General features: G+C 71.4%; 22 protein-coding genes and 1 tRNA gene. 18 read left to right on the forward strand and 5 right to left on the reverse strand.

The annotated features are described in order from the left end of the window. From murI to C7474_RS06305, 4 genes are all read left to right on the forward strand, one after another. Window positions 1-828, forward strand: a complete 828-nt coding sequence (gene murI / locus C7474_RS06290) for a glutamate racemase (RefSeq protein ID WP_121058126.1) — start codon at window positions 1-3, stop codon at window positions 826-828. Next, window positions 825-1559 (forward strand): ribonuclease PH, encoded by a 735-nt coding sequence (rph, locus tag C7474_RS06295; protein WP_121058127.1) that lies wholly within the window; start codon window positions 825-827, stop codon window positions 1557-1559. Before murI ends, rph begins: the two co-directional genes overlap by 4 nt. Before the next feature lie 4 nt (window positions 1560-1563). Next, window positions 1564-2163, forward strand: coding sequence for an RdgB/HAM1 family non-canonical purine NTP pyrophosphatase (gene rdgB / locus C7474_RS06300; protein WP_121058128.1), 600 nt, complete (start codon window positions 1564-1566; stop codon window positions 2161-2163). 117 nt (window positions 2164-2280) lie between these two features. Next, the gene (locus C7474_RS06305) at window positions 2281-3189 is read left to right on the forward strand and encodes a cation diffusion facilitator family transporter (protein ID WP_121058129.1); all 909 of its coding nucleotides are present in this window, start codon (window positions 2281-2283) and stop codon (window positions 3187-3189) included. Between the two features lie 21 nt (window positions 3190-3210). Here C7474_RS06305 and C7474_RS06310 read toward each other — a convergent pair whose 3' ends face one another. Further along, window positions 3211-5601: an ATP-dependent DNA ligase gene (locus C7474_RS06310; RefSeq protein WP_121058130.1), complete on the reverse strand. Its 2391-nt coding sequence runs from the start codon at window positions 5599-5601 to the stop codon at window positions 3211-3213. A gap of 70 nt (window positions 5602-5671) precedes the next feature. On the opposite strand from C7474_RS06310, the gene ku reads away from it, so the two are divergent. After that, entirely contained in the window at window positions 5672-6568 is an 897-nt protein-coding gene (gene ku, locus C7474_RS06315) for a non-homologous end joining protein Ku (RefSeq protein ID WP_121058132.1), read from the forward strand. Window positions 6569-6605: 37 nt separating this feature from the next. On the opposite strand, the gene C7474_RS06320 is transcribed toward ku, so the two are convergent. The 3 genes from C7474_RS06320 to C7474_RS06330 form a co-directional block, all read right to left on the reverse strand. Next, complete coding sequence (locus tag C7474_RS06320) at window positions 6606-7379, reverse strand: DedA family protein (RefSeq protein WP_121059294.1); 774 nt, start codon at window positions 7377-7379, stop codon at window positions 6606-6608. Window positions 7380-7452: 73 nt separating this feature from the next. Further along, window positions 7453-7534, reverse strand: a tRNA-Leu gene (locus C7474_RS06325). 28 nt (window positions 7535-7562) lie between these two features. Next, window positions 7563-8390, reverse strand: coding sequence for a formate/nitrite transporter family protein (locus tag C7474_RS06330; protein ID WP_121058134.1), 828 nt, complete (start codon window positions 8388-8390; stop codon window positions 7563-7565). Between the two features lie 114 nt (window positions 8391-8504). Between C7474_RS06330 and C7474_RS06335 the strand changes: the two genes are divergently transcribed. From C7474_RS06335 to C7474_RS06365, 7 genes are read left to right on the forward strand one after another with little or no spacing between them, the layout of a single operon-like run. Next, window positions 8505-9668, forward strand: a complete 1164-nt coding sequence (locus C7474_RS06335; protein ID WP_121058136.1) for a TadA family conjugal transfer-associated ATPase — start codon at window positions 8505-8507, stop codon at window positions 9666-9668. Then, window positions 9665-10525: a type II secretion system F family protein gene (locus tag C7474_RS06340; protein WP_121058138.1), complete on the forward strand. Its 861-nt coding sequence runs from the start codon at window positions 9665-9667 to the stop codon at window positions 10523-10525. Before C7474_RS06335 ends, C7474_RS06340 begins: the two co-directional genes overlap by 4 nt. Continuing rightward, a complete protein-coding gene (locus tag C7474_RS06345; protein ID WP_121058140.1) occupies window positions 10522-11436 on the forward strand; it encodes a type II secretion system F family protein in 915 nt (304 codons plus the stop codon). The genes C7474_RS06340 and C7474_RS06345 overlap by 4 nt, the downstream gene beginning before the upstream one ends. A 32-nt stretch (window positions 11437-11468) precedes the next feature. Next, the gene (locus C7474_RS06350; protein ID WP_121058142.1) at window positions 11469-11666 is read left to right on the forward strand and encodes a hypothetical protein; all 198 of its coding nucleotides are present in this window, start codon (window positions 11469-11471) and stop codon (window positions 11664-11666) included. Between the two features lie 11 nt (window positions 11667-11677). After that, on the forward strand, window positions 11678-12061 hold the full coding sequence (locus C7474_RS06355) for a TadE/TadG family type IV pilus assembly protein (protein WP_121058144.1): 384 nt from the start codon (window positions 11678-11680) through the stop codon (window positions 12059-12061). After that, complete coding sequence (locus C7474_RS06360; RefSeq protein WP_121058146.1) at window positions 12036-12506, forward strand: TadE family protein; 471 nt, start codon at window positions 12036-12038, stop codon at window positions 12504-12506. The genes C7474_RS06355 and C7474_RS06360 overlap by 26 nt, the downstream gene beginning before the upstream one ends. A gap of 35 nt (window positions 12507-12541) precedes the next feature. Next, a complete protein-coding gene (locus C7474_RS06365) occupies window positions 12542-12922 on the forward strand; it encodes a pilus assembly protein TadG-related protein (RefSeq protein WP_121059297.1) in 381 nt (126 codons plus the stop codon). 58 nt (window positions 12923-12980) lie between these two features. Here C7474_RS06365 and C7474_RS06370 read toward each other — a convergent pair whose 3' ends face one another. Then, window positions 12981-14219, reverse strand: a complete 1239-nt coding sequence (locus tag C7474_RS06370; protein WP_121059299.1) for an MFS transporter — start codon at window positions 14217-14219, stop codon at window positions 12981-12983. Between the two features lie 61 nt (window positions 14220-14280). On the opposite strand from C7474_RS06370, the gene prfB reads away from it, so the two are divergent. From prfB to C7474_RS06400, 6 genes are all read left to right on the forward strand, one after another. Then, window positions 14281-15393, forward strand: coding sequence for a peptide chain release factor 2 (gene prfB, locus C7474_RS06375; protein ID WP_121058148.1), 1113 nt, complete (start codon window positions 14281-14283; stop codon window positions 15391-15393). Between the two features lie 61 nt (window positions 15394-15454). Then, window positions 15455-16588: a cell division ATP-binding protein FtsE gene (gene ftsE / locus C7474_RS06380; RefSeq protein WP_121058150.1), complete on the forward strand. Its 1134-nt coding sequence runs from the start codon at window positions 15455-15457 to the stop codon at window positions 16586-16588. Beyond that, the gene (gene ftsX, locus C7474_RS06385; protein ID WP_121058152.1) at window positions 16585-17499 is read left to right on the forward strand and encodes a permease-like cell division protein FtsX; all 915 of its coding nucleotides are present in this window, start codon (window positions 16585-16587) and stop codon (window positions 17497-17499) included. Before ftsE ends, ftsX begins: the two co-directional genes overlap by 4 nt. A gap of 67 nt (window positions 17500-17566) precedes the next feature. After that, a complete protein-coding gene (smpB, locus tag C7474_RS06390; protein ID WP_121058154.1) occupies window positions 17567-18043 on the forward strand; it encodes an SsrA-binding protein SmpB in 477 nt (158 codons plus the stop codon). A gap of 166 nt (window positions 18044-18209) precedes the next feature. After that, window positions 18210-18719, forward strand: coding sequence for a glycine cleavage system transcriptional repressor (locus tag C7474_RS06395; protein WP_121058156.1), 510 nt, complete (start codon window positions 18210-18212; stop codon window positions 18717-18719). After that, complete coding sequence (locus C7474_RS06400; protein WP_121058158.1) at window positions 18716-19381, forward strand: DNA alkylation repair protein; 666 nt, start codon at window positions 18716-18718, stop codon at window positions 19379-19381. The genes C7474_RS06395 and C7474_RS06400 overlap by 4 nt, the downstream gene beginning before the upstream one ends. Window positions 19382-19398: the final 17 nt, after the last annotated feature.

Consider the following 19398-nt stretch of genomic DNA (forward strand, 5'->3'; position numbering starts at 1 on the left):
GTGAACGACGCGCCCATCGGCATCTTCGACTCCGGGGTGGGTGGGCTCACGGTGGCGCGGGCGGTCTCGCAGCTGCTGCCGCGCGAATCGGTGCGCTACATCGGCGACACGGCGCGGTCGCCCTACGGCCCCAAGCCCATCGCCGACGTGCGCCGCTACTCGCTCGAGGTGCTCGACACGCTCGTCGACGAGGGCGTGAAGATGCTCGTGATCGCGTGCAACACCGCATCCGCCGCCGTGCTGCGCGACGCCCGGGAGCGCTACGACGTCCCCGTCGTCGAGGTCATCGGCCCCGCCGTGCGCACCGCCGTGTCCGCGACGCGCTCCGGGCGGATCGGCGTCATCGGCACCGCCGGCACGATCGGCTCCGGCGTGTATCAGGACATGCTCGGCGTCGATGCGCGCCTCACCGTCTTCGCGCAGGCGTGCCCGCGCTTCGTGGAGTTCGTCGAGGCCGGCGTCACCGGCTCGTCCGAGGTGCTCGCCGTCGCGGAGGACTACCTCGCGCCGCTGCGCCACGCCGCCGTCGACACGCTCGTGCTCGGCTGCACGCACTACCCGTTCCTCGAGGGAGCCATCAGCTACGTCATGGGCGAGGGCGTCACCCTCGTCTCCAGCGACACCGAGACGGCCAAAGACGTCTACCGGCAGCTCGTCTCCCGCGACCTTCTCGCGGGCCCGGATGCCGCCCCCCGCCACGTCTACGAGGCCACCGGCGCCTCCGCCGACGAGTTCCTCGACCTCGCGCACCGCCTCATGGGGCGCGGGGTCGACTCCGTGCGCCTCGTCCAGACGGGCGCCATCGACCTCCCGAAGGGAATCGCATGACCGACATCGTCCGCGCCGACGGCCGTACCCCCGACCAGCTGCGACCGGTCGTGATCGAACGCGGCTGGAGCGCCCACGCCGAAGGCTCGGCGCTCATCTCCTTCGGCGGCACCAAGGTGCTGTGCACCGCCTCGTTCACCGCGGGAGTCCCGCGCTGGCTGACCGGCAAGGGCAAGGGCTGGGTCACCGCCGAGTACGCGATGCTGCCGCGCGCGACCAACAGCCGCAACGACCGCGAGTCCATCAAGGGCCGGGTCGGCGGACGCACCCACGAGATCTCGCGTCTCATCGGGCGGGCCCTCCGCGCCGTCGTCGACACGAAGGCCCTCGGCGAGAACACGATCGTCATCGACTGCGACGTGCTGCAGGCCGACGGCGGCACGCGCACCGCCGCGATCACGGGCGCCTACGTGGCCCTCGCCGACGCGATCGAGTGGGGTCGCGCGAAGGGGCACGTGCCCAAGAACGCGAAGGCGCTCATCGATTCGGTCGCCGCCGTCTCGGTCGGCATCATCGACGGCGCACCGATGCTCGACCTCGCCTACGTCGAGGACGTGCGAGCCGAGACCGACATGAACGTCGTCGTCACCGGCCGTGGGCTCTTCGTCGAGGTGCAGGGCACCGCGGAAGGTGCGCCCTTCGACAAGCGGGAGCTCGACGCCCTGCTGGAGCTCGGCGTGGCCGGGTGCGCCGACCTGCGTGAGGCCCAGACCTCAGCCCTGGGGGAGTGATCCGGTGACTTCGCGCATCGTGCTGGCGACCCACAACCCGCACAAGGTCGAGGAGTTCGCCGCGATCGTCGCCGCGACGCGCCCCGACATCGAGGTCGTCGGCTACGACGGCCCCGAGCCGGTCGAGGACGGGACGACGTTCGCCGACAACGCGCTCATCAAGGCGCGCGCGGCTTGCGCCCACACGGGACTCCCCGCCCTCGCCGACGACAGTGGCATCTGCGTGGACGTGCTCGGCGGTGCGCCGGGGGTGTTCTCCGCCTACTGGGCGGGTCACCGCAAAGACGCGCGGGCGAACCTCGACCTGCTGCTGGACCAACTCGCCGACATCGCCGACCCGCACCGCTCCGCGCAGTTCGTCTCCACGATCGCCCTCGTGCGTCCCGACGGCACGCACACCGTCGTCGAGGGGACCTGGCCGGGCCGGCTCGCGCGGGAAGCGTCCGGCGGTGGGGGATTCGGATACGACCCGATCTTCATCCCGAACGGCCAGCCGGCGGGAGCCGAGCGCACGGTGGGCGAGTGGTCGGCCGACGAGAAGAACGCCGACTCGCACCGCGCGCGGGCGTTCACGGCGTTGGCGCCCCTGCTCGAGGCACTCTGATCCCGGTCGCGTCCGCTCGGGACCGCACCCGCGAGTGAGAATCGTTCCGTTCTGAGACTCGTTCCCGAGTGGCGCGACGTGGCCCCGGACACGGGGCGATCGCCCTAGCCTCGAAGCGTGCACGACCACGCTCCCACCGGCATCCGCGGCGCCGGCAGCCGCCGGCTGCTGTCGATCTCGCTCGCCCTCACCGCCACGGTGCTGGTCGTGCAGCTCGTCGGTGGCGTGCTCACCGGATCGCTCGCCCTGCTGGCGGATGCCGCGCACATGTTCGCCGACGCGTCGGCGCTCGTGATCGCCCTCATCGCCTCGATCGTCGCGGCCCGCCCCGCCGATGCGCGCAACACGTACGGCTACCGTCGTGCCGAGGTGTTCGGCGCCCTCGTGAACGCGATCATCCTCATCGGGCTGTCGGTCGGCATCGCCGTCGAAGGCATCGGGCGGCTGCTGCGGCCGACCGAGGCCGAGGTCGACGGCGGTCTGATGCTCGTCATCGCGGTCGTCGGTCTCATCGCCAACGCGGTGTCGCTGTGGCTGTTGAGCGCGGCGCAGCGCACGAGCATCAACGTGCGCGGCGCTTACCTGGAAGTGCTGGGAGACCTGCTCGGCTCGGCGCTCGTGATCGTCGCGGCGATCGTCATCGCGACCACGGGCTGGCTGCCCGCCGACGCGCTGGCGTCGCTGCTGATCGCGGCACTCATCGTGCCGCGGGCGGTGACGCTGCTGCGGGAGGTGGTGTCGGTGCTCGCCGAGACCGCGCCGCGCGGCACCGACGTGCACCAGATCCGGGAGCACCTGCTGTCGGCCGACGGCGTGAGCGACGTGCACGACGTGCACGTGTGGCAGCTCACACGCGGCGCCCCGGTGTTCACCGCGCACGTGGTGGTCGACCCGGCTGTGCTCGCGCGCGGTGCGGGGCCGCTGCTGACGCGTCTGCAGTCGTGCCTGGCCGATCACTTCGACGTCGAGCACTCCACGATCCAACTCGAGCCGGCCGGACATCGCGAGCACGACGCGCACGTCTGAGGCGCCGCGGACGGTTCCGCCTCACTCCGGGCGCACGCGGTCCGGCGAGACGTCCGGGCGCAGACCGCGCCACCGTGCGTGGCGCAGCGCGCCGCTCGGGGTCGCCTCGGCGTACTCCACCTCGCCGACCAGCTCGGGCCGCACCCACAACGCGTCCCGGGCATCCACGGCGGGAACACCCCGCAGCGGGTTCTCGTCGGTACGCAGGGGCGCGAGCACATCGCCGAGACGCCGCAGCTCGGCATCCGTGAACCCGGTGCCCACCCGTCCGACGTAGCGCAGGCCGTCGGCGTCGGGGATCCCCAGCAGGAGAGAACCGATCTGTCCACCGCGCGTGCCCCTGCCCGGCCGGATCCCCGCGATGACGACGTCCTGCGTGCGGGTGAGCTTGACCTTGAGCCACTCCTCGCTGCGCTCGCCCGGTCGGTAGCGGCCGCCGGGGCTCTTCACGACGACACCTTCGAGCGAGAGCGCGCGCGCCGTCGCGAGCGCGTGGTCGACGTCGTCGGCGACCGGCGGCACCTCGATGCCGTGCCCCGCGTGCCCGGCGACCCGCTCGAGCAGTGCCCGACGCTCGCGCAAGGGGCGGCCGGTGACGTCGTCCCCGCCCGCCTGCAGCAGGTCGAAGAGATAAAGGCGCACCGGGGCGCGTTCGGCGGCGCGGGCGATATCCCGCGGCGTGGTGAGGTGGATGCGGTGCTGCAGCAGGGGGAAGCTCGGTCGCCCCGACGCGTCCAGTGCGACGATCTCGCCGTCCAGCAGCAGCGGCGCTGCGCCCAGGTCGGCGGCGCCGGCGGTCAGCTCGGGATAACGCTCGGTGATGTCGGTGCCCGAGCGGGCGCGCAGCCGCAGCGACGAGCCGTCCCACAGGGCGAAGGCGCGGATGCCGTCCCACTTGAACTCGACCCACGGCTCGCCCCACGCCGCCGCGCGGGTGCGGGCGTAGGCGGGCGTCGCCGTCGTCGCCAGCATGGGTGCCGGCGGGGCGGCCGGGATGCCCGGGGGAGGCACCGGCTCGGCGGGGGCAGCACGGGCGCGCCGGTCGGCGGGGGCCGCATCCGTCTTCATCCGGTGCAGGAGCCACTGCGACTTCTCGCCGTCGCCGGAGGTGCGGATGAGCGCGAACCGTCCGGTCCCGAGAGGCCCGTCCGGCGCACCCGTCGCGGTGAAGATGACCTCGTCGGCGCGCCACTTCTCGGCGTGATACGTGCCGTGGTCCCAGACGCTCATGTGACCGGCGCCGTACTCCCCGGCGGGGATCTCGCCGGCGAACGTCAGATACTCCAGCGGATGCGGTTCGGTCATGACGGCCAGGTGGTTGCGGGCGGCGTCGTCGGGGATGCCGCGCGGCACCGCCCAGCTCACGAGCACGCCGTCGCGCTCCAGCCGCAGGTCGTAGTGCAGTCGGCGCGCATGATGTTCCTGCACGACGAAGCGCGGCTCGCCGTCGCCGGCAGCAGCGGACGCGTCGCGCTCGGGCATCGGCTCGGGGGTGCGGTGCGCCGAGCGTTTGGCGAGGTACGAGTCGAGGGGCAGGGCGAGGGCGGTGAGGCCGCGGAGCGGATCGATCCCCGCGGCCAGCCTTGCGAGCACCTCGTCGAAGCGCAGGTGCGCCAGGTGCGGATCATCCAGCTCGTCCCACGTGCGCGGTGCGGCGACGGTCGGTTCGGGACGTCCCCGCAGCGAGTAGGGCGCGATCGTGGTCTTCGAGCCGTTGTTCTGGCTCCAGTCGAGGAACACCCGTCCCGCCCGCACCGCCTTCGCCATCTGGCTGACGACGAGGTCGGGATGGTCGGCTTCCAGCAGGCGGGCCAGCTCCTTCGCGAAGGCCGAGATGTCGTCGCTGGAGCGCGTCCCGTCCAGCGGCGCGTACAGGTGGATCCCCTTGCTGCCGCTGGTCACCGGATAGGCGTCGAGACCGACATCGGCCAGCAGGGCGCGGGCGAGCCGGGCGACCTCGGCGCATTCGGGCAGGCCCACCCCCGGTCCCGGATCCAGGTCGAGCACGAGCCGGTCCGGCGCCCCGCGGTCGCCCTCGGGGGTGAAGCGCCACTGCGGCACGTGCAGTTCGAGGCTCGCGATCTGCGCGAGATGCAGGAGGGTGGGCAGGTCCTCGACGAGCGGATAGTCCTTCGTGCCGGAGGAGTGGGCGATCGGCATCCGCCTGATCCAGGCCGGAGCGCCGCGCTCGAGATCCTTCGCGAAGAACGGTTCGTGGTCGGTGCCCTCGGGCCAGCGCTTGCGCGTCACCGGGCGTCCGGCGATCGGGGGGAGCAGGGCGGGGGCCACGCGCCTGTAGTAGTCGATCACCTCGCCCTTGGTGGTGCCGGTGGCGGGGTAGAGGACCTTGTCGAGATTGGTCAGGCGCAGGCGCCTGCCCTCCACCCGCACCTCCGCCGAGTCCGCCGCCATGCGGGAAGCCTACGGGCGCCGACGAGAGCGGCACTACCGGTGGACGGTGTGACCGGTGTGTACTGGTGTGATGAGAGCGATCTGGAAGGGCGCACTGACGTTCGGCCTCGTCAACGTGCCGGTGAAGGTCTACTCCGCCACAGAGGACCACGACGTGCCGCTGCACCAGGTGCACAACAAGGACGGTGGCCGCATCCGCTACCAGCGCATCTGCGAGATCGACGGCGAGGTCGTGCCGTACGCCGACATCGACAAGGCGTACGACGACGGCGAACGTACGGTGGTGCTCACCTCGGACGACTTCGCCGCGCTGCCCTCCGAGCGCAGCCGCGAGATCGACGTCGTGGAGTTCGTGCCGAGCGACCAGATCGACCTGCTCACCCTCGACAAGGCGTACTACCTCGAACCGGATTCGGCCTCGCCGAAGGCGTACGTCCTGCTGCGCAAGACCCTCGAGCAGACCGACCGCACCGCTGTCGTGCGGTTCTCGCTGCGCCAGAAGACGAGGCTCGCGGCCCTGCGGGTGCGCGGCGACGTGCTCGTGCTGCAGACCCTGCTGTGGTCGGACGAGGTGCGCGAGGCCGCTTTCCCATCGCTCGACGAACCGGTGCGGATCTCGGCGAAGGAGCTGGAGCTGTCGGCGTCGCTCGTGGAGAGCTTCTCGAGCGACTTCGACCCGTCGGCATTCGGTGACGAGTATCAGCAGGAGCTGCGCACGCTCATCGACGCGAAGCTCGAGAAGGGCGATGCGCTCGACACCGCGGAGACCTTCGGGGAACGCGAGGAGCAGGAATCGGGCGAGGTCATCGACCTCATGGCGGCGCTGCGTGCCAGTGTCGAGCGGTCGCGCGCCGCGCGCGGCGAGACCGCATCCGATTCCCCGGCATCGAAGAAGGCGCCCGCGACGAAGAGCCCGGCGAAGAAGGCGCCCGCGAAGAAGGCGCCCGCCAAGAAGAAAGCCTCCTGACCGCGCGGTCGGGAGGCTCCTTCGAGGACGTCTGTCCCTACGGTTTCGGGGTCTCGCCCGCGTCCGGGTGGCCGATCTCGGGGGTCTTGTCGAAGACCTCGGGGGAGAGGGCCATCGCCTCGGCCTCGACGTGGTCGACGGCGGGCGCCTCGCCGGCGGCGAGCTCCTTCTTGACCTTGCGCTTCTCCGAGAAGTAGTGCCAGAGGGTCACCAGGGCGGTGCCGCCGACGGCGACCAGCAGGATCACGTCGATGTACTCGGTGACCAGGTGCGCCACCCACGGGATGTAGCCGACGAGATAGCCGACCATCGTGAGGCCGAAGCCCCAGACCATCGCGCCGATGAAGTTGTACAGGCTGTACCGTCGCCACGGCATGTGGCCGACGCCGGCCGCGACCGGGGCGAAGGTGCGCACGATCGGCACGAAGCGGGCGAGGATGACCGTGAGACCGCCGTACCGCTCGAAGAACGCGTTCGTGCGCTCGACGTTCTTGCGGCTGAACAGACCGGACTCCTTGCGCTCGAAGACGGCGGGACCACCCTTGTGGCCGATGAGGTAGCCGACCTCACCTCCGATGAACGCCGCGAGGGCGATCAGCAGGGAGACCACCCAGATGTTGACGCCGAAGATCTCGTTCGTGTGCGTCAGCAGGCCCGAGATGATCAGCAGCGTGTCGCCGGGAAGGAGGAAACCGACCAGCAGCCCCGTCTCGGCGAAGACGATGAAGCACACCACGAGCAGAGCCCAAGGGCCGGCCGCCTCGATGATGGTCGTGGGATCCAGCCAGGGGATCAGAGCGATGGAGTGCACGGGGTTCCCGTCGGTTCGTGTCGTGAGCATCCGGCTCGGCGGAAGGACGCGGAGAGTCTCTCATTCCCCGTCGTGCGGAAGGTGGGACTTGAACCCACACGCCCGAAGGCACAGGAACCTAAATCCTGCGTGTCTGCCGATTTCACCACTCCCGCGCGGGTTCCAGTGTAGGCGGCGGCGCGCTCAGTCGCGGGAGGCGGCGGCATCCGCCAGTTCGGCGGCGCGACGGGGCAGCAGGCGCGGGGATCCGCCGACGACCCAGTACCCCAGCCCCACCACGAGGCCGCCGCCGACCAGGTTGCCCAGCCCGACCCACAGCAGGTTCACGCCCATGTGGGCGAGGGTCGCGTTCGGGTCGCCGGTGAACAGGCCGATGCCGTAGGTCGTCATGTTGGCCACGACGTGCTCGAACCCCGAGGAGATGAACGCCAGGATCGCGGCGAAGATGAGCAGGATCTTCGCGACGTCGCTCTTCACGCGGGCGCACATCCAGATCGCGAGGCAGACGAGCACGTTGCACAGGATGCCGCGCACGAACATCTCGGCCGGGCCTTCGTGGGCCTTGCCGGCCAGCATGTCCTGGATCATCGCCCCCGCGGGGGCGTTGGAGTGCAGCACGCCGCTGGCGACGACGAGGCCGGCGAACACGAGGGCACCGAGCAGGTTCGCCACGAAGGTGGCCAGCAGCGTCAATGCCCACCAGCCCCACGTGACCGAACGCATCAGTGCGCCCAGGGTGACCGTCATCATCGCGCTCGTGAGCAGGTCGCCGCCGGCGAAGACGACGAGGGTCAGGGCGACGCCGAAGACGGCGCCCGCGACGAGTTTGGCGAGGCCGTCGCCCGCGGCGATGAGGGGGCCCGCGGTGGAGACCATGAGCACGACACCCACGCCGATGTAGGCACCCGCGAGCATCGCCGAGACGAGGAAGCGGCCGGGCGCGCGCAGGGCCTCGACCTTGTGCACGGCGGCATCCTGCTGGACGTCGAGCGTTTCGGCGATGGTGAGCATGCCTCCATGATCCTCTGTGGTCAGACCAACAGCAAGGGTCCGGACTGTGAAAAGTCCCCGTCGCGCTGTGGAGAACTTCCGCCGTCGTATCGGTGCTTTGTCAGGATGCCGGGCATGACCCTCGCCCCTCCCGCCGAGATCGGGTCGGCGACCCGCGCGGTGGCCGAGCGTGTGCGCGACCGGCTGCGCTCCGAGCGCACCGACCCCGCGGTCGAGCCCGACCGGGCGGCGGCCGTGGCGCACGCGGAGGTGCGCGCCCACAACGACATCGCCCTCGCACGCGGCCTCGAGGTCATCGACGACGAAGCCGCCGCCGCACGGCAGGTGCTCGCGATGGTCGCCGGGTTCGGCCCGCTGCAGGACCTGCTGGAAGACCCGACGGTCGAGGAGATCTGGATCAACGCGCCCGACCGGGTCTACGCGGCTCGGGGTGGCCGCAGCGAACGCGTGAAGCTCGCGTTGACCGAGGTGGGGGTGCGCGACCTCGTCGAGCGGATGCTGCAGTCCACCGGGCGCCGCATCGACATGAGCACCCCGTTCGTCGACGCCTCGCTGCCCGACGGCTCGCGTCTGCACGTCGTGATCCCGGACATCACGCGGCGGCACTGGGCGGTCAACATCCGCAAGTTCCTCACCTCGCACCGGACGCTCGAGGACCTCGTCGCGGCGGGGTCGATGCCTCCCGAGGTCGCCGCGCAGCTGCGCTCCCACCTGGCGCGCGGGCGCAGCATCGTGGTGTCCGGGGCGACGCACGCAGGGAAGACGACGCTGCTGGCCGCGCTCGTGGCCGCCTGCCCGCCCGAGCAGCGCCTGGTCACCGTCGAGGAGACCTTCGAGCTGGCGGTGAGTGCACCCGACATCGTGGCGATGCAATGCCGGCAGCCGTCGCTGGAGGGCACCGGGGAGGTGTCCATGCGCCGCCTCGTGAAGGAGGCGCTCCGGATGCGGCCGGACCGCATCGTCGTCGGCGAGGTGCGCGACGCCGAAGCGCTCGACCTGCTGCTGGCGCTCAACACCGGCGTGCCCGGCGCCGCCACGGTGCACGCGAATTCGGCGCGCGAGGCGCTGCGCAAGCTCGCCGCGCTGCCGCTGCTGGCGGGCCGCAACATCGACGCCGCCTTCATCCTCCCGGCTGTCGCCTCGTCGGTGCACGTGGTCGTGCACTGCGAGCGTTCCACCCGTGGCCGGCGCCGCATCGCTGAGATCGTGGAGACGACCGGCGCCGTCGTCGACGGTGAGGTCGAGGTGCGCAGCGTGTACCGGGCGGCCGCGCCGTGATCGTCCTGCTGGGCGTGGTGCTCGCCGCGGGCCTGCTGCTGGCGGCATCGCCGTGGCTGTGGCCCACCGGGTGGACGCCACGGGCCGCCGTCGCCTCCACAGGGCGATTGCGACGGCTGATGGATGCGGCCGGCTACGCGCATGCACCGGTGGGCCGTGTCGCCGCCGTCGCGCTGGGGTGCGCGATCGTCGCCGCCTCCGTCGCATGGCTCGTGACGGCGCTGCCGACACTGGCGTTGCTCGCCGCCGTCTGCGGCGCGTTCGCGCCCTGGGGATATCTCAGCTCGCGGGCGCGCCGCATCCGAAAGGCGCGGCGGCTGCTGTGGCCCGGGGTGTGCGACCTGCTGGTCTCGAGCGTCCGTTCCGGCGTCGCGCTGCCGGAGGCCGTGGCGACCCTCGCGACGACGGCGCCCGCGCCGCTGCGCCCCGCGTTCGCCGGCTACGCCGCCGACCTCTCCGCGTCGGGCCACTTCGACTCCGCCGTGCTGCGTCTGAAGGCGGTGCTGGGAGACCCCGTCGCCGACCGGATCGTCGAGACACTGCGCATGGCCCGGCAGGTCGGCGGCACCGAGCTGACCACGGTGCTGCGGTCGCTGTCGACGTCGGTGCGCGCCGAGTCGACGCTGCGCGCCGAGGTCGAGGCGCGCCAGAGCTGGATCCGCGGCGCAGCGGTGCTCGGAGTCGTCGCGCCGTGGGTGATCGTCGCGCTGCTGGCCACCCGCCCTGAGGGCGCGGCCGCCTACGCGAGCTCCGCGGGGGTCGTCCTGATGCTCGTCGGAGCGGCGGTGTCGGTGGTCGCGTACCGGTTGATGATGCGACTGGGTCGGCTGCCGGAGCCGCAGCGGTGGTTCGCATGACGGTCTGGACGCAACTCGCCTACGCCGTCGTCCTGGGCGGGGGGATCGCAGCGGGACTGCTCCTCGTCGCGACGCGGGTGCCGCGATGGGCGGCGCCGTCGCTGGCCCGTCGTCTCGCGCCGTACCTGCGGGACGTGACCGATCCACGCGGGGTCACGCCGGTCGCGGCGCTGCCCGCGATCGCATGGCGACGCCGCCGCGACGCGCTGCTGGCACGACTCGGCGGAGCGGAGGCGCTCGGGGTGAGGCTGCGGCAGGCGGGCTGGAGCATCGACGCCGTCTCGTTCCGCGGCCGCCAGGTCGCCTGGGCGGCGGCGGGAGTCGCGATCGGCGCCGCCGCGATCATCGCTCTGACGGTGACCGGGCGGATGACGCCGTTCGCCGGCATCCTCCCCGTCGTGGCGGGAGCGCTGTGCGCCGTTCTCTGCGACGCCCACCTCGCAGCGGCGGTGGCGCGCCGGCAACGGCGGATGCACGAGGAGCTGCCGACCGTCCTGGAGTTCGTCGCACTGTGCCTGGCGGCGGGGGAGAGCCTGCGCGATGCGCTGCGACGCGTGGGCGAGGTCGGCTCCGGCGTGCTGACCGACGAACTGCGCCGCGCGGTGCTCGCCAGCGACACGGGGTCGAACCTGGCCGAGGCGCTGCAGGAGATGGCCGACGGCGTCGGGCTGCCGACGCTGTCGCGCGCGACCGACCACATCGTGGCGGCCCTCGAGCGCGGCGCACCGCTGGCGCAGGTGCTGCACGACCAGGCGGCCGATGCGCGCGAAGACGCGAAGCGCACGCTCATCGAGCAGGCGGGACGCAAGGAGATCCTCATGCTCCTGCCGCTCGTGTTCCTCGTGTTGCCGCTGTCGGTGCTGTTCGCGGTCTTCCCGGGCGTCGTGATGCTGCGGCTCGGGATCGGATGAGGCGCCCGCGGGCGCGACGGAAGGAGCAGGTGATGGACGGAACATGGCGGGAGCGGGTGGCGGCGGAGCGTCGACGACTGCGGCTGCTCGACGACGAGCGTGGAGACGTGCCGGGCTGGGTGCTCGTCACCCTCATGACGGCGGGCCTGGTCATCGCGATCTGGGCGCTCGCGGGTCCGGCGCTGGCCGACCTGTTCGAGCAGGCGATCTCCCGGGTCTCGGCGTTCTGACGGGGACCGTCATGGATGCGGCGGACGACTCGGGGTCGAGCACGGTCGAGTTCGTGCTCGTCGGATCGCTGCTGACGCTGCTGACGCTGGCCGTGCTGCAGTTCGGGCTCGCCGTCTACGTGCGCAACGTCGTGCACGATGCGGCGGTGGACGGCGCCTACCACGCGGCCCTCGCCGACGTGGACCTCGCCGAGGGCGGGGAGCGCACGCGGCAGGTCGTCGAGCGCACCGTCGGCGGCGGCATCGTCGATGCCGTCTCCGTGCGCGAAGTGACCGATGCCGGCGGCGCGTTCGTCGAAGTATCTGTGACCGCGACGCTCCCGCTGGTGGGGCTGCTCGGCGCGCCACGCGGGTGGGAGGTGATCGCGCGTGCTCCGGCCGAATCGTTCGACTGAGCCTGATGACGGCGGAGCGGATGCCGGATCGGCGGCGATCGAGTTCATCTTCGCGGGACTCGTGCTGCTCGTCCCCATCGTCTACCTGATCGTCGCGCTCGGCGCGATCCAGGGGCAGGCCATGGGAGTGCAGACCGCCGCCCGCCAACTCGCCCGGTCGATCGCGACGGCCGACGGCGCGGCGGATGCCGACCGCCGGGCCGAGCGGATCGCCGACGCCGTCGCGGAGGAGTACGGCATCGACCGCGCCTCCCTCGAGGTGTCCGTGGAATGCACGCCCACGGCGCAGGGCTGCCCGTCCGCCGGGGCCACGCTGCACGTGCACGTCGCGACACGCGTCGCACTGCCCCTCATCCCGCCCGTGCTGGGGCTCGACGACCTTGCCGCCGTGCCCGTCGAGGCGCAGGCCGTGCACAAGGTCTCTCGCTACGCGGTGGCGCCGTGAGAGCGCGGCGGCCGGACGACGACGACGAGGGGAGCGTGCTCCTGCTGACCCTCGGCTACGCGCTCCTGGCCATCGTGCTGGTGCTCGTCTGCGTCGACGCGACGAGCCTCTACCTGGCGCAGAAGCGGGCCGACGCCGTGGCCGATGCCGCGGCGCTGGCCGGCGCCGACGGTTTCGAACTGCGGATCGTGGCGGGCGAACCGGTCGCGGTGCTCACCGACGCGGACGTGCGCGCGCAGGCCGATGCGGTGGTCGCCGCCGAGGGCGCCGCGTCGGTCGTCTCGGCCGACACGCCCGACGGGGCCTCGGCGCGCGTCACCGTCCAGACGACCTGGCGACCGCCCGTCTTGACGCTCTTCGTCCCCGATGGTCTGTCCCTGCAGGCGACGGCGACGAGCCGCACCGCCCTGCGGTGAGCGGACGAGTCGCCCAGCGCCGCGGCACGAAAGGGCTCAGCGCCGTGGCACGAGAAGCTCACCGCCGCGGCACGAACCGCGGCACCCAGCGCAGGAACGCGCCCGCGCCGACGAGTCCGACCACGCCCATGGCGGCCGTCGCGATCGAGAGCGAGAACACGGCGGCGATGGCCGAGACGAGCAGCGGCGCGACGGCGCCGCCGGCATCCGTGAGCGTGCGCCATGATCCCAGGAACGCGGCCGGCTCGCTCTGCGGTGCGACATCCGCACCGAGTGTGAGCAGGATGCCGCTGGACAGGCCGTTGCCGACCCCCAGCACGGCCGCGAACATCGCGAACCACATCGCCGCCTCATCGAGGTCGTGCGTCAGCGAGAGCGCGAGGAAGCCCGTGCCCATCAGGACCATCGCCGGGAGGGCGGCCCACAGCCTTCCGAACCGGTCCATCACCTGGCCGCTCGCGTAGAACAGGGCGAAGTCGATCGCCCCGGAGATGCCGACGACGAGGGCGATCGTCTGGGCGTCGAGCCCGATCGACACTCCCCAGAGGGGGAGCACGACCTGGCGGGCCGACCGCACCGCCGACAGCGAGGCCGCCGCGAGCCCCAGCCGCGACAGCACGCCGCGGTTGCGCCACATCGTGCGGATGACGCCCGTCGGCGCGTGGGTGCCGATCGAGCCGGTGACGGCTTCGCCGGTGTCTTCCCGGTCACGGCCGTCGTCGGCGGGGGTCCGGCCGGTGATCGTCGTCTCCGGGTCGGGACCCAGCAGGACGAGGGCGACGGTGGCGACGAGGCACACGCCGAAGAACCACACCGCTGCGTGCTCGTCGCCGAAGATCGCGAGCAGGCCGGCGGCGATGAACGGCCCGACGAACATGCCGAGGCGGAACGATCCGCCCAGCAGCGACAGCGCCCGCGCCCGGAACGACAGCGGTACGCGTGTCGTCATGAACGAGTGCCGCGCGAGCCCGAACGCCGCCGCGCAGAATCCGATGAGCAGCACCGAGGCGGTCAGCACGGGAAGACTCGGCGCGACGATGAGCCCGACGACGCCGGCCAGCGCGATCCCGCCGCCGAGCGCCATCGTCGCCCGTTCTCCGATGCGGGCGACCGCCCACCCGGCGGGGATGTTGCCGCACAGCTGGCCGACGACGAGGGCGGATGCCACGAGCGCGGCCATCGGGACGTCGGCGCCGAGCTCCGAGGCGAGCACCGGGATGAGGGGGATCACCGCGCCCTCGCCGAGCCCGAACAGCACCGTCGGCCCGTAGATCATCGGCGCGAGGCGCCACAGCATCCGCCGGATCGATTCGGGGGAGTCGTCGGGGGACACGCCTTCCACGTTAGTCTGGAGTGTCATGCTCGAATTCGATCCGTCCGCCGACATCCAGGCCCTGCGTTCCACCTTCGCCGACATCAAGGCCGTGGCGGACGTCGAGGCGCTCACCGCCGACATCGCGCGCCTGTCCGAGGAGGCGGGCGCGCCCGACCTCTGGGACGACGTCGAGAAGGCCCAGAAGGTCACCAGCGCGCTCAGCCACCGCCAGGCCGAGCTGAAGCGCCTCACCGAGATCGAGCAGCGTCTCGACGACCTCGACGTGCTCGTCGAGCTCGCCAACGAGATGGAAGACGAGGAGTCCGTCGAAGAGGCCAAGCGCGAGCTCGTCGACCTGGGCGAGACGATCAGCCAGCTCGAGGTGCAGACGCTCCTCGACGGCGAGTACGACGCGCGCTCGGCCGTCGTGACGATCCGCTCCGGCGCCGGCGGCGACGACGCGACCGACTTCGCCGAGATGCTGCTGCGCATGTACCTGCGGTGGGCCGAGCGCCACAAGTACCCGGTCAAGGTCATGGACACCTCCTACGCCGAGGGCGCCGGCATCAAGTCGGCGACGTTCGAGATCGACGCGCCGTACGCCTACGGCACGCTCTCGGTCGAAGCCGGCACGCACCGCCTGGCGCGAATCAGCCCGTTCGGATCGGCCGACAAGCGGCAGACGTCCTTCGCCGCCGTCGAGGTCATCCCGGTCATGGAGGAGGCCGTCGAGGTCGACGTGCCCGAGGGCGACATCCGCGTCGACGTCTTCCGCTCGTCGGGTCCCGGCGGGCAGTCGGTCAACACGACCGACTCGGCGGTGCGCATCACGCACATCCCGACCGGCATCGTCGTGTCGATGCAGAACGAGAAGTCGCAGATCCAGAACCGTGCGGCCGCCATGCGCGTGCTGCAGACCCGCCTCCTGCTGCTGAAGAAGGAGGAGGAGGCCGCCAAGAAGAAGGAACTCGCCGGCGTCATCACCGCGAGCTGGGGCGACCAGATGCGCTCCTACTTCCTCTACGGCCAGCAGCTCGTCAAGGACCTCCGCACCGGCTACGAGGTGGGAAACCCCGCCGCCGTGTTCGACGGCGACCTCGACGGACTCATCGCGGCCGGCATCCGCTGGCGCAAGCGCAAGGACGACGACGACTGAGTTCGACGCGTCGAGTGTCGTTCGACGCATCCGCGTGACGCGCACGTAGGCTCGTCGGGTCATGATCCGGTTCGAAAACGTCACCAAGCACTATCGCGGGACGACCAAGCCGGCGCTGAGCGATGTCGGCTTCGAGGTGCAGCGCGGAGAGTTCGTCTTCCTCGTCGGCGCATCCGGGTCGGGCAAGTCGTCGTGCCTGCGCCTCATCCTGCGCGAGGACACCCCCACCGACGGCCAGGTGATCGTGCTCGGGCGCGACCTGCGCACACTGGCGTCGCGGAAGGTGCCCTACTTCCGCCGTCACGTCGGATCCGTGTTCCAGGACTTCCGGCTGCTTCCGGGCAAGACGGTGTTCCAGAACGTCGCGTTCACGCTGCAGGTCATCGGGTCTTCGCGTGCCTTCATCACGCAGGCGGTGCCCGAGGCGTTGGCCCTCGTGGGCCTCAAGGGCAAAGAGAAGCGGATGCCGCACGAGCTCTCGGGTGGCGAGCAGCAGCGTGTCGCCATCGCCCGCGCGATCGTGAACCGCCCGCAGATCCTGCTCGCCGACGAGCCGACCGGAAACCTCGACCCCGCCACCTCGGTGGACATCATGCAGCTGCTCGCGCGCATCAACACGGGGGGCACGACGATCGTCATGGCCACCCACGAGGCCGGCTTCGTCGACCAGATGCAGCGCCGCGTCATCGAACTGCGCGGCGGTGTCATGGTGCGCGACGACCGCCACGGCGGCTACGGCGACACGTCGCAGCTGCCCTCGCTCGCCCCCGAGCCGGTGCGGGGCGCTGCCGCCACGGCGGCGCTGACCGCTGTGCTCGAGCTGCAGAAGCAGATCGCGCGCGAACAGGGGTCGACCGGCCCCGTGCCGCAGATCACACACGACCCCGCGGGGGCGGCGGCTGCCGCATCCGTCCCTTCCCAGGCGCCGACAGAGCCGCCGACGGAGTCCGCCGCGCCGATCGTCGAGAGCGTCGATCCGGTGGCGGTCGCTGCGGCGCGCGTGAGCGCCGAACCTCCCGTCTCCGCCCCGGCGGCGTCGGGCGAGGCCGGTGCCCCCGGTGACACGGCGCCGATCACGCGCGCCGTGCCGCTGATGACCGGACCGGTCGATCTCGATGAGCTCGGACTGTCGGGGGTGGACGTCAAGCGTCTGGGCCTCGGAGCCGACGAGGACGAAGTGGGGCCCACCTCGTGAGAGTCCGCCTCATCCTCGGCGAGGCGTTCACGGGCCTGCGCCGCAACGCCTCCATGGTCATCTCGATCGTGCTCGTGACCTTCGTCTCGCTGACGTTCGTCGGCGCAGCGATGCTCATGCAGATGCAGATCGGCAAGATGCAGGACTACTGGGTGGATCGCGCCCAGGTCGCCGTGTTCATGTGCTCGTCGATCTCGACGACCGAGACCTGCGCGAGTGGCACGGCCAGCGAAGAGCAGGTGCAGGCGGTGCGCGACAAGCTCGACGGCGAGGCGCTGCAGTCCGTCATCCGCGACTACCGGTTCGAGACGCGCGACGACGCGTACGCGAACATCATCGCGCTGTACGGCGACGACTACGCCGACTTCGTTACGCCCGAGCAGCTCAACGAGACGTTCTGGGTGAACCTCGTCGATCCGAGCCAGTCCGACGTGCTCGCCGAAGCCTTCGGCGGCCAGGACGGCGTGGAGCAGGTCAAGGACCAGCTGCAGTACCTCGACCCGCTCTTCTCGGCACTCACCGTCGCGACGTACATCGCGATCGGCATCGCCGTGCTCATGCTCGTCGCCGCCGTGCTGCTGATCGCGACGACCATCCGGCTGTCGGCGTTCGCCCGGCGCCGTGAGCTCGGGATCATGCGGTTGGTGGGTGCGTCGAACCGGTTCATCCAGACGCCGTTCATCCTCGAAGGCGTGTTCGCCGCGTTCATCGGCTCACTGCTGGCGTCGGCGGCGATCGTCGCCGGAGTGCAGTTCGGCGTCGGCGGATACCTCGAGGGGCGGGTCGACTTCATCACGACGTGGGTGCAGTTGCCCGATGCCCTCGTGGTCGTCCCGGTGGTGATCGGCATCGGTCTCGTGCTGGCCGCGGTGTCGGCCGGATTCGCGATCCGGCGCTGGCTGCGCGCCTGAGCCCGGCGGTCGGCTAGACTGATGGGCTGCCGTCGGCCGACGTCGGCCGACATCACGAGGAGAGATCATGCCCAGGGAACGCGGGGAGAAGGTCATCGCGACCAATCGTCGCGCGCGTCACGACTACACGATCGAGAAGACGTATGAGGCGGGGCTCGTGCTGACCGGCACCGAGGTCAAGTCGCTCCGGCAGGGGCGCGCGAACCTCACAGACGGCTACGCGTACATCGACGGAGGACAGGCGTTCCTCGACGCGGTGCACATCCCGGAGTACTCGCAGGGCCACTGGACGAACCACGCCGCCAAGCGCACCCGCAAGCTGCTGCTGCACAAGGAGGAGATCGTCAAGCTCTCCCACGCGATCAGCGCCGGCGGGTACACCCTCGTCCCGTTGAAGCTGTACTTCTCGGATGGCCGCGCCAAGGTCGAGATCGCGATCGCGAAGGGCAAGCGCGAGTTCGAGAAGCGTCAGACGATCCGCGAGCGCGAGGACAAGCGCGAGGCCGAGCGTGCCATGCGCTCCCGCAACCGCCTCGGCGACTGACCCCTCCCGAGGCAATCGAACTCGCCGACGACGGCGGGTGCGCGGGTTTCGATACGCCGGCTGCGCCGGCTACTCAACCACCGGAGCCTTCCGGTCGTTGAGCGAGGAGCGTGAGCGACGAGTCGAAACGCCCCGAGCTTCGCGGCGCGAGGATAGGCTCGGCGGCATGGCACACCTCGTCCTCACCGTCGTCGGCGACGACCGCGCCGGCCTCGTCCGCGCCCTCGCGGACACCGTCGCCGTGCACGGCGGCAACTGGGAGCGCAGCGAACTCGCCGAACTCGCCGGAGCGTTCGCGGGCATCGTGCTGGTCACCGTCCCCGACGATGCCGCGGCCGGGCTCGTCACCGCGCTGCAGGCGCTCGACGGGATGCTGCGCGTCACGACGCACACCGGAACGCACGTGGCGGACGCCGCCGCGTCCCGCACCTTCTCGTTCACGGTGCTCGGCAACGACCGTCCGGGCATCGTGCGAGAGGTGACGTCTGCGATCGCCGCGAACGCCCTCAGCATCGACAGTTTCACGAGCCGCACCCTCGAGGCGCCGATGGCCGGCGGCACCCTGTTCGAAGCCGAGGTATCGGTGCGGGTCCCCGCCGATGCCGACCTGGCGCCGCTCGTCACCGAACTGGAACGGATCGCGGGGGAGATCCAGGTCGACCTCACGCTCGCGTGAACGCCGCGCGTCTCGCAGACGACATCCGCGCGGCGCTGCGGGAAGTCGCCGATCCGGCACGCGCCCCGGGCCAGCAGGCGTACATGAAGTCCGCCATGCCATTCCTCGGCGTCCCGGTGCCCGAATCCCGCCGCATGGCCCGCGCCCTCGCCAAGGACGTCACCGACGGGGACGTGTTGGCGGATGCCGCATCCGCCCTCTGGGACGAGGCGACGCACCGGGAGGAGCGCTACGCCGCGCTCGCGCTGCTCGCCCTCCCGCCGTTGCGCCGCGACCCGGCACTCGTCGCGCTGCTCGAGCGGTTCACGGTCGAGGGCGCGTGGTGGGACTTCACCGACGAACTCGCCCACCGCGTCGCCGAGCTGCTCGACACCGACCCGGTTCCGATGGCCGCCCAGGTGCGGGCGTGGGCGCATTCCCCCGACATGTGGCTGCGTCGCCTCGCCGTCATCGCCCAACTCGGACGCCGGGAGCGCGTCGACCGGATGCTGCTCGCCGATGTCATCGAGGCGAACCTCGACGACGGCGAGTTCTTCATCCGGAAGGCGATCGGGTGGGCGCTGCGGGACCACGCCCGGGTCGCGCCGGACTGGGTGCGTGCGTTCGTCGCCGCCCACCCACTCAGCTCCCTCAGCACGCGTGAGGCGCTCAAGCACCTCTGACACGCGCGATGTCGGGC

The organism is Microbacterium telephonicum (genome assembly GCF_003651225.1).
In the GTDB taxonomy this organism is placed as follows: domain Bacteria; phylum Actinomycetota; class Actinomycetes; order Actinomycetales; family Microbacteriaceae; genus Microbacterium; species Microbacterium telephonicum.

What these genes read in the sequence shown, in the direction of transcription:
- ku (WP_121058132.1), top strand. Translation starts at nt 5,672, where the DNA reads ATGAGAGCGATCTGGAAGGGCGCACTGACGTTCGGCCTCGTCAACGTG.
- C7474_RS06345 (WP_121058140.1), top strand. Translation starts at nt 10,522, where the DNA reads ATGACGGTCTGGACGCAACTCGCCTACGCCGTCGTCCTGGGCGGGGGG.
- C7474_RS06350 (WP_121058142.1), top strand. Translation starts at nt 11,469, where the DNA reads ATGGACGGAACATGGCGGGAGCGGGTGGCGGCGGAGCGTCGACGACTG.
- smpB (WP_121058154.1), top strand. Translation starts at nt 17,567, where the DNA reads ATGCCCAGGGAACGCGGGGAGAAGGTCATCGCGACCAATCGTCGCGCG.
- ftsE (WP_121058150.1), top strand. Translation starts at nt 15,455, where the DNA reads ATGATCCGGTTCGAAAACGTCACCAAGCACTATCGCGGGACGACCAAG.
- C7474_RS06395 (WP_121058156.1), top strand. Translation starts at nt 18,210, where the DNA reads ATGGCACACCTCGTCCTCACCGTCGTCGGCGACGACCGCGCCGGCCTC.
- rph (WP_121058127.1), top strand. Translation starts at nt 825, where the DNA reads ATGACCGACATCGTCCGCGCCGACGGCCGTACCCCCGACCAGCTGCGA.
- prfB (WP_121058148.1), top strand. Translation starts at nt 14,281, where the DNA reads ATGCTCGAATTCGATCCGTCCGCCGACATCCAGGCCCTGCGTTCCACC.
- C7474_RS06370 (WP_121059299.1), bottom strand. Translation starts at nt 14,219, where the DNA reads ATGCTGTGGCGCCTCGCGCCGATGATCTACGGGCCGACGGTGCTGTTC.
- C7474_RS06310 (WP_121058130.1), bottom strand. Translation starts at nt 5,601, where the DNA reads ATGGCGGCGGACTCGGCGGAGGTGCGGGTGGAGGGCAGGCGCCTGCGC.
- C7474_RS06330 (WP_121058134.1), bottom strand. Translation starts at nt 8,390, where the DNA reads ATGCTCACCATCGCCGAAACGCTCGACGTCCAGCAGGATGCCGCCGTG.
- C7474_RS06355 (WP_121058144.1), top strand. Translation starts at nt 11,678, where the DNA reads ATGGATGCGGCGGACGACTCGGGGTCGAGCACGGTCGAGTTCGTGCTC.
- C7474_RS06335 (WP_121058136.1), top strand. Translation starts at nt 8,505, where the DNA reads ATGACCCTCGCCCCTCCCGCCGAGATCGGGTCGGCGACCCGCGCGGTG.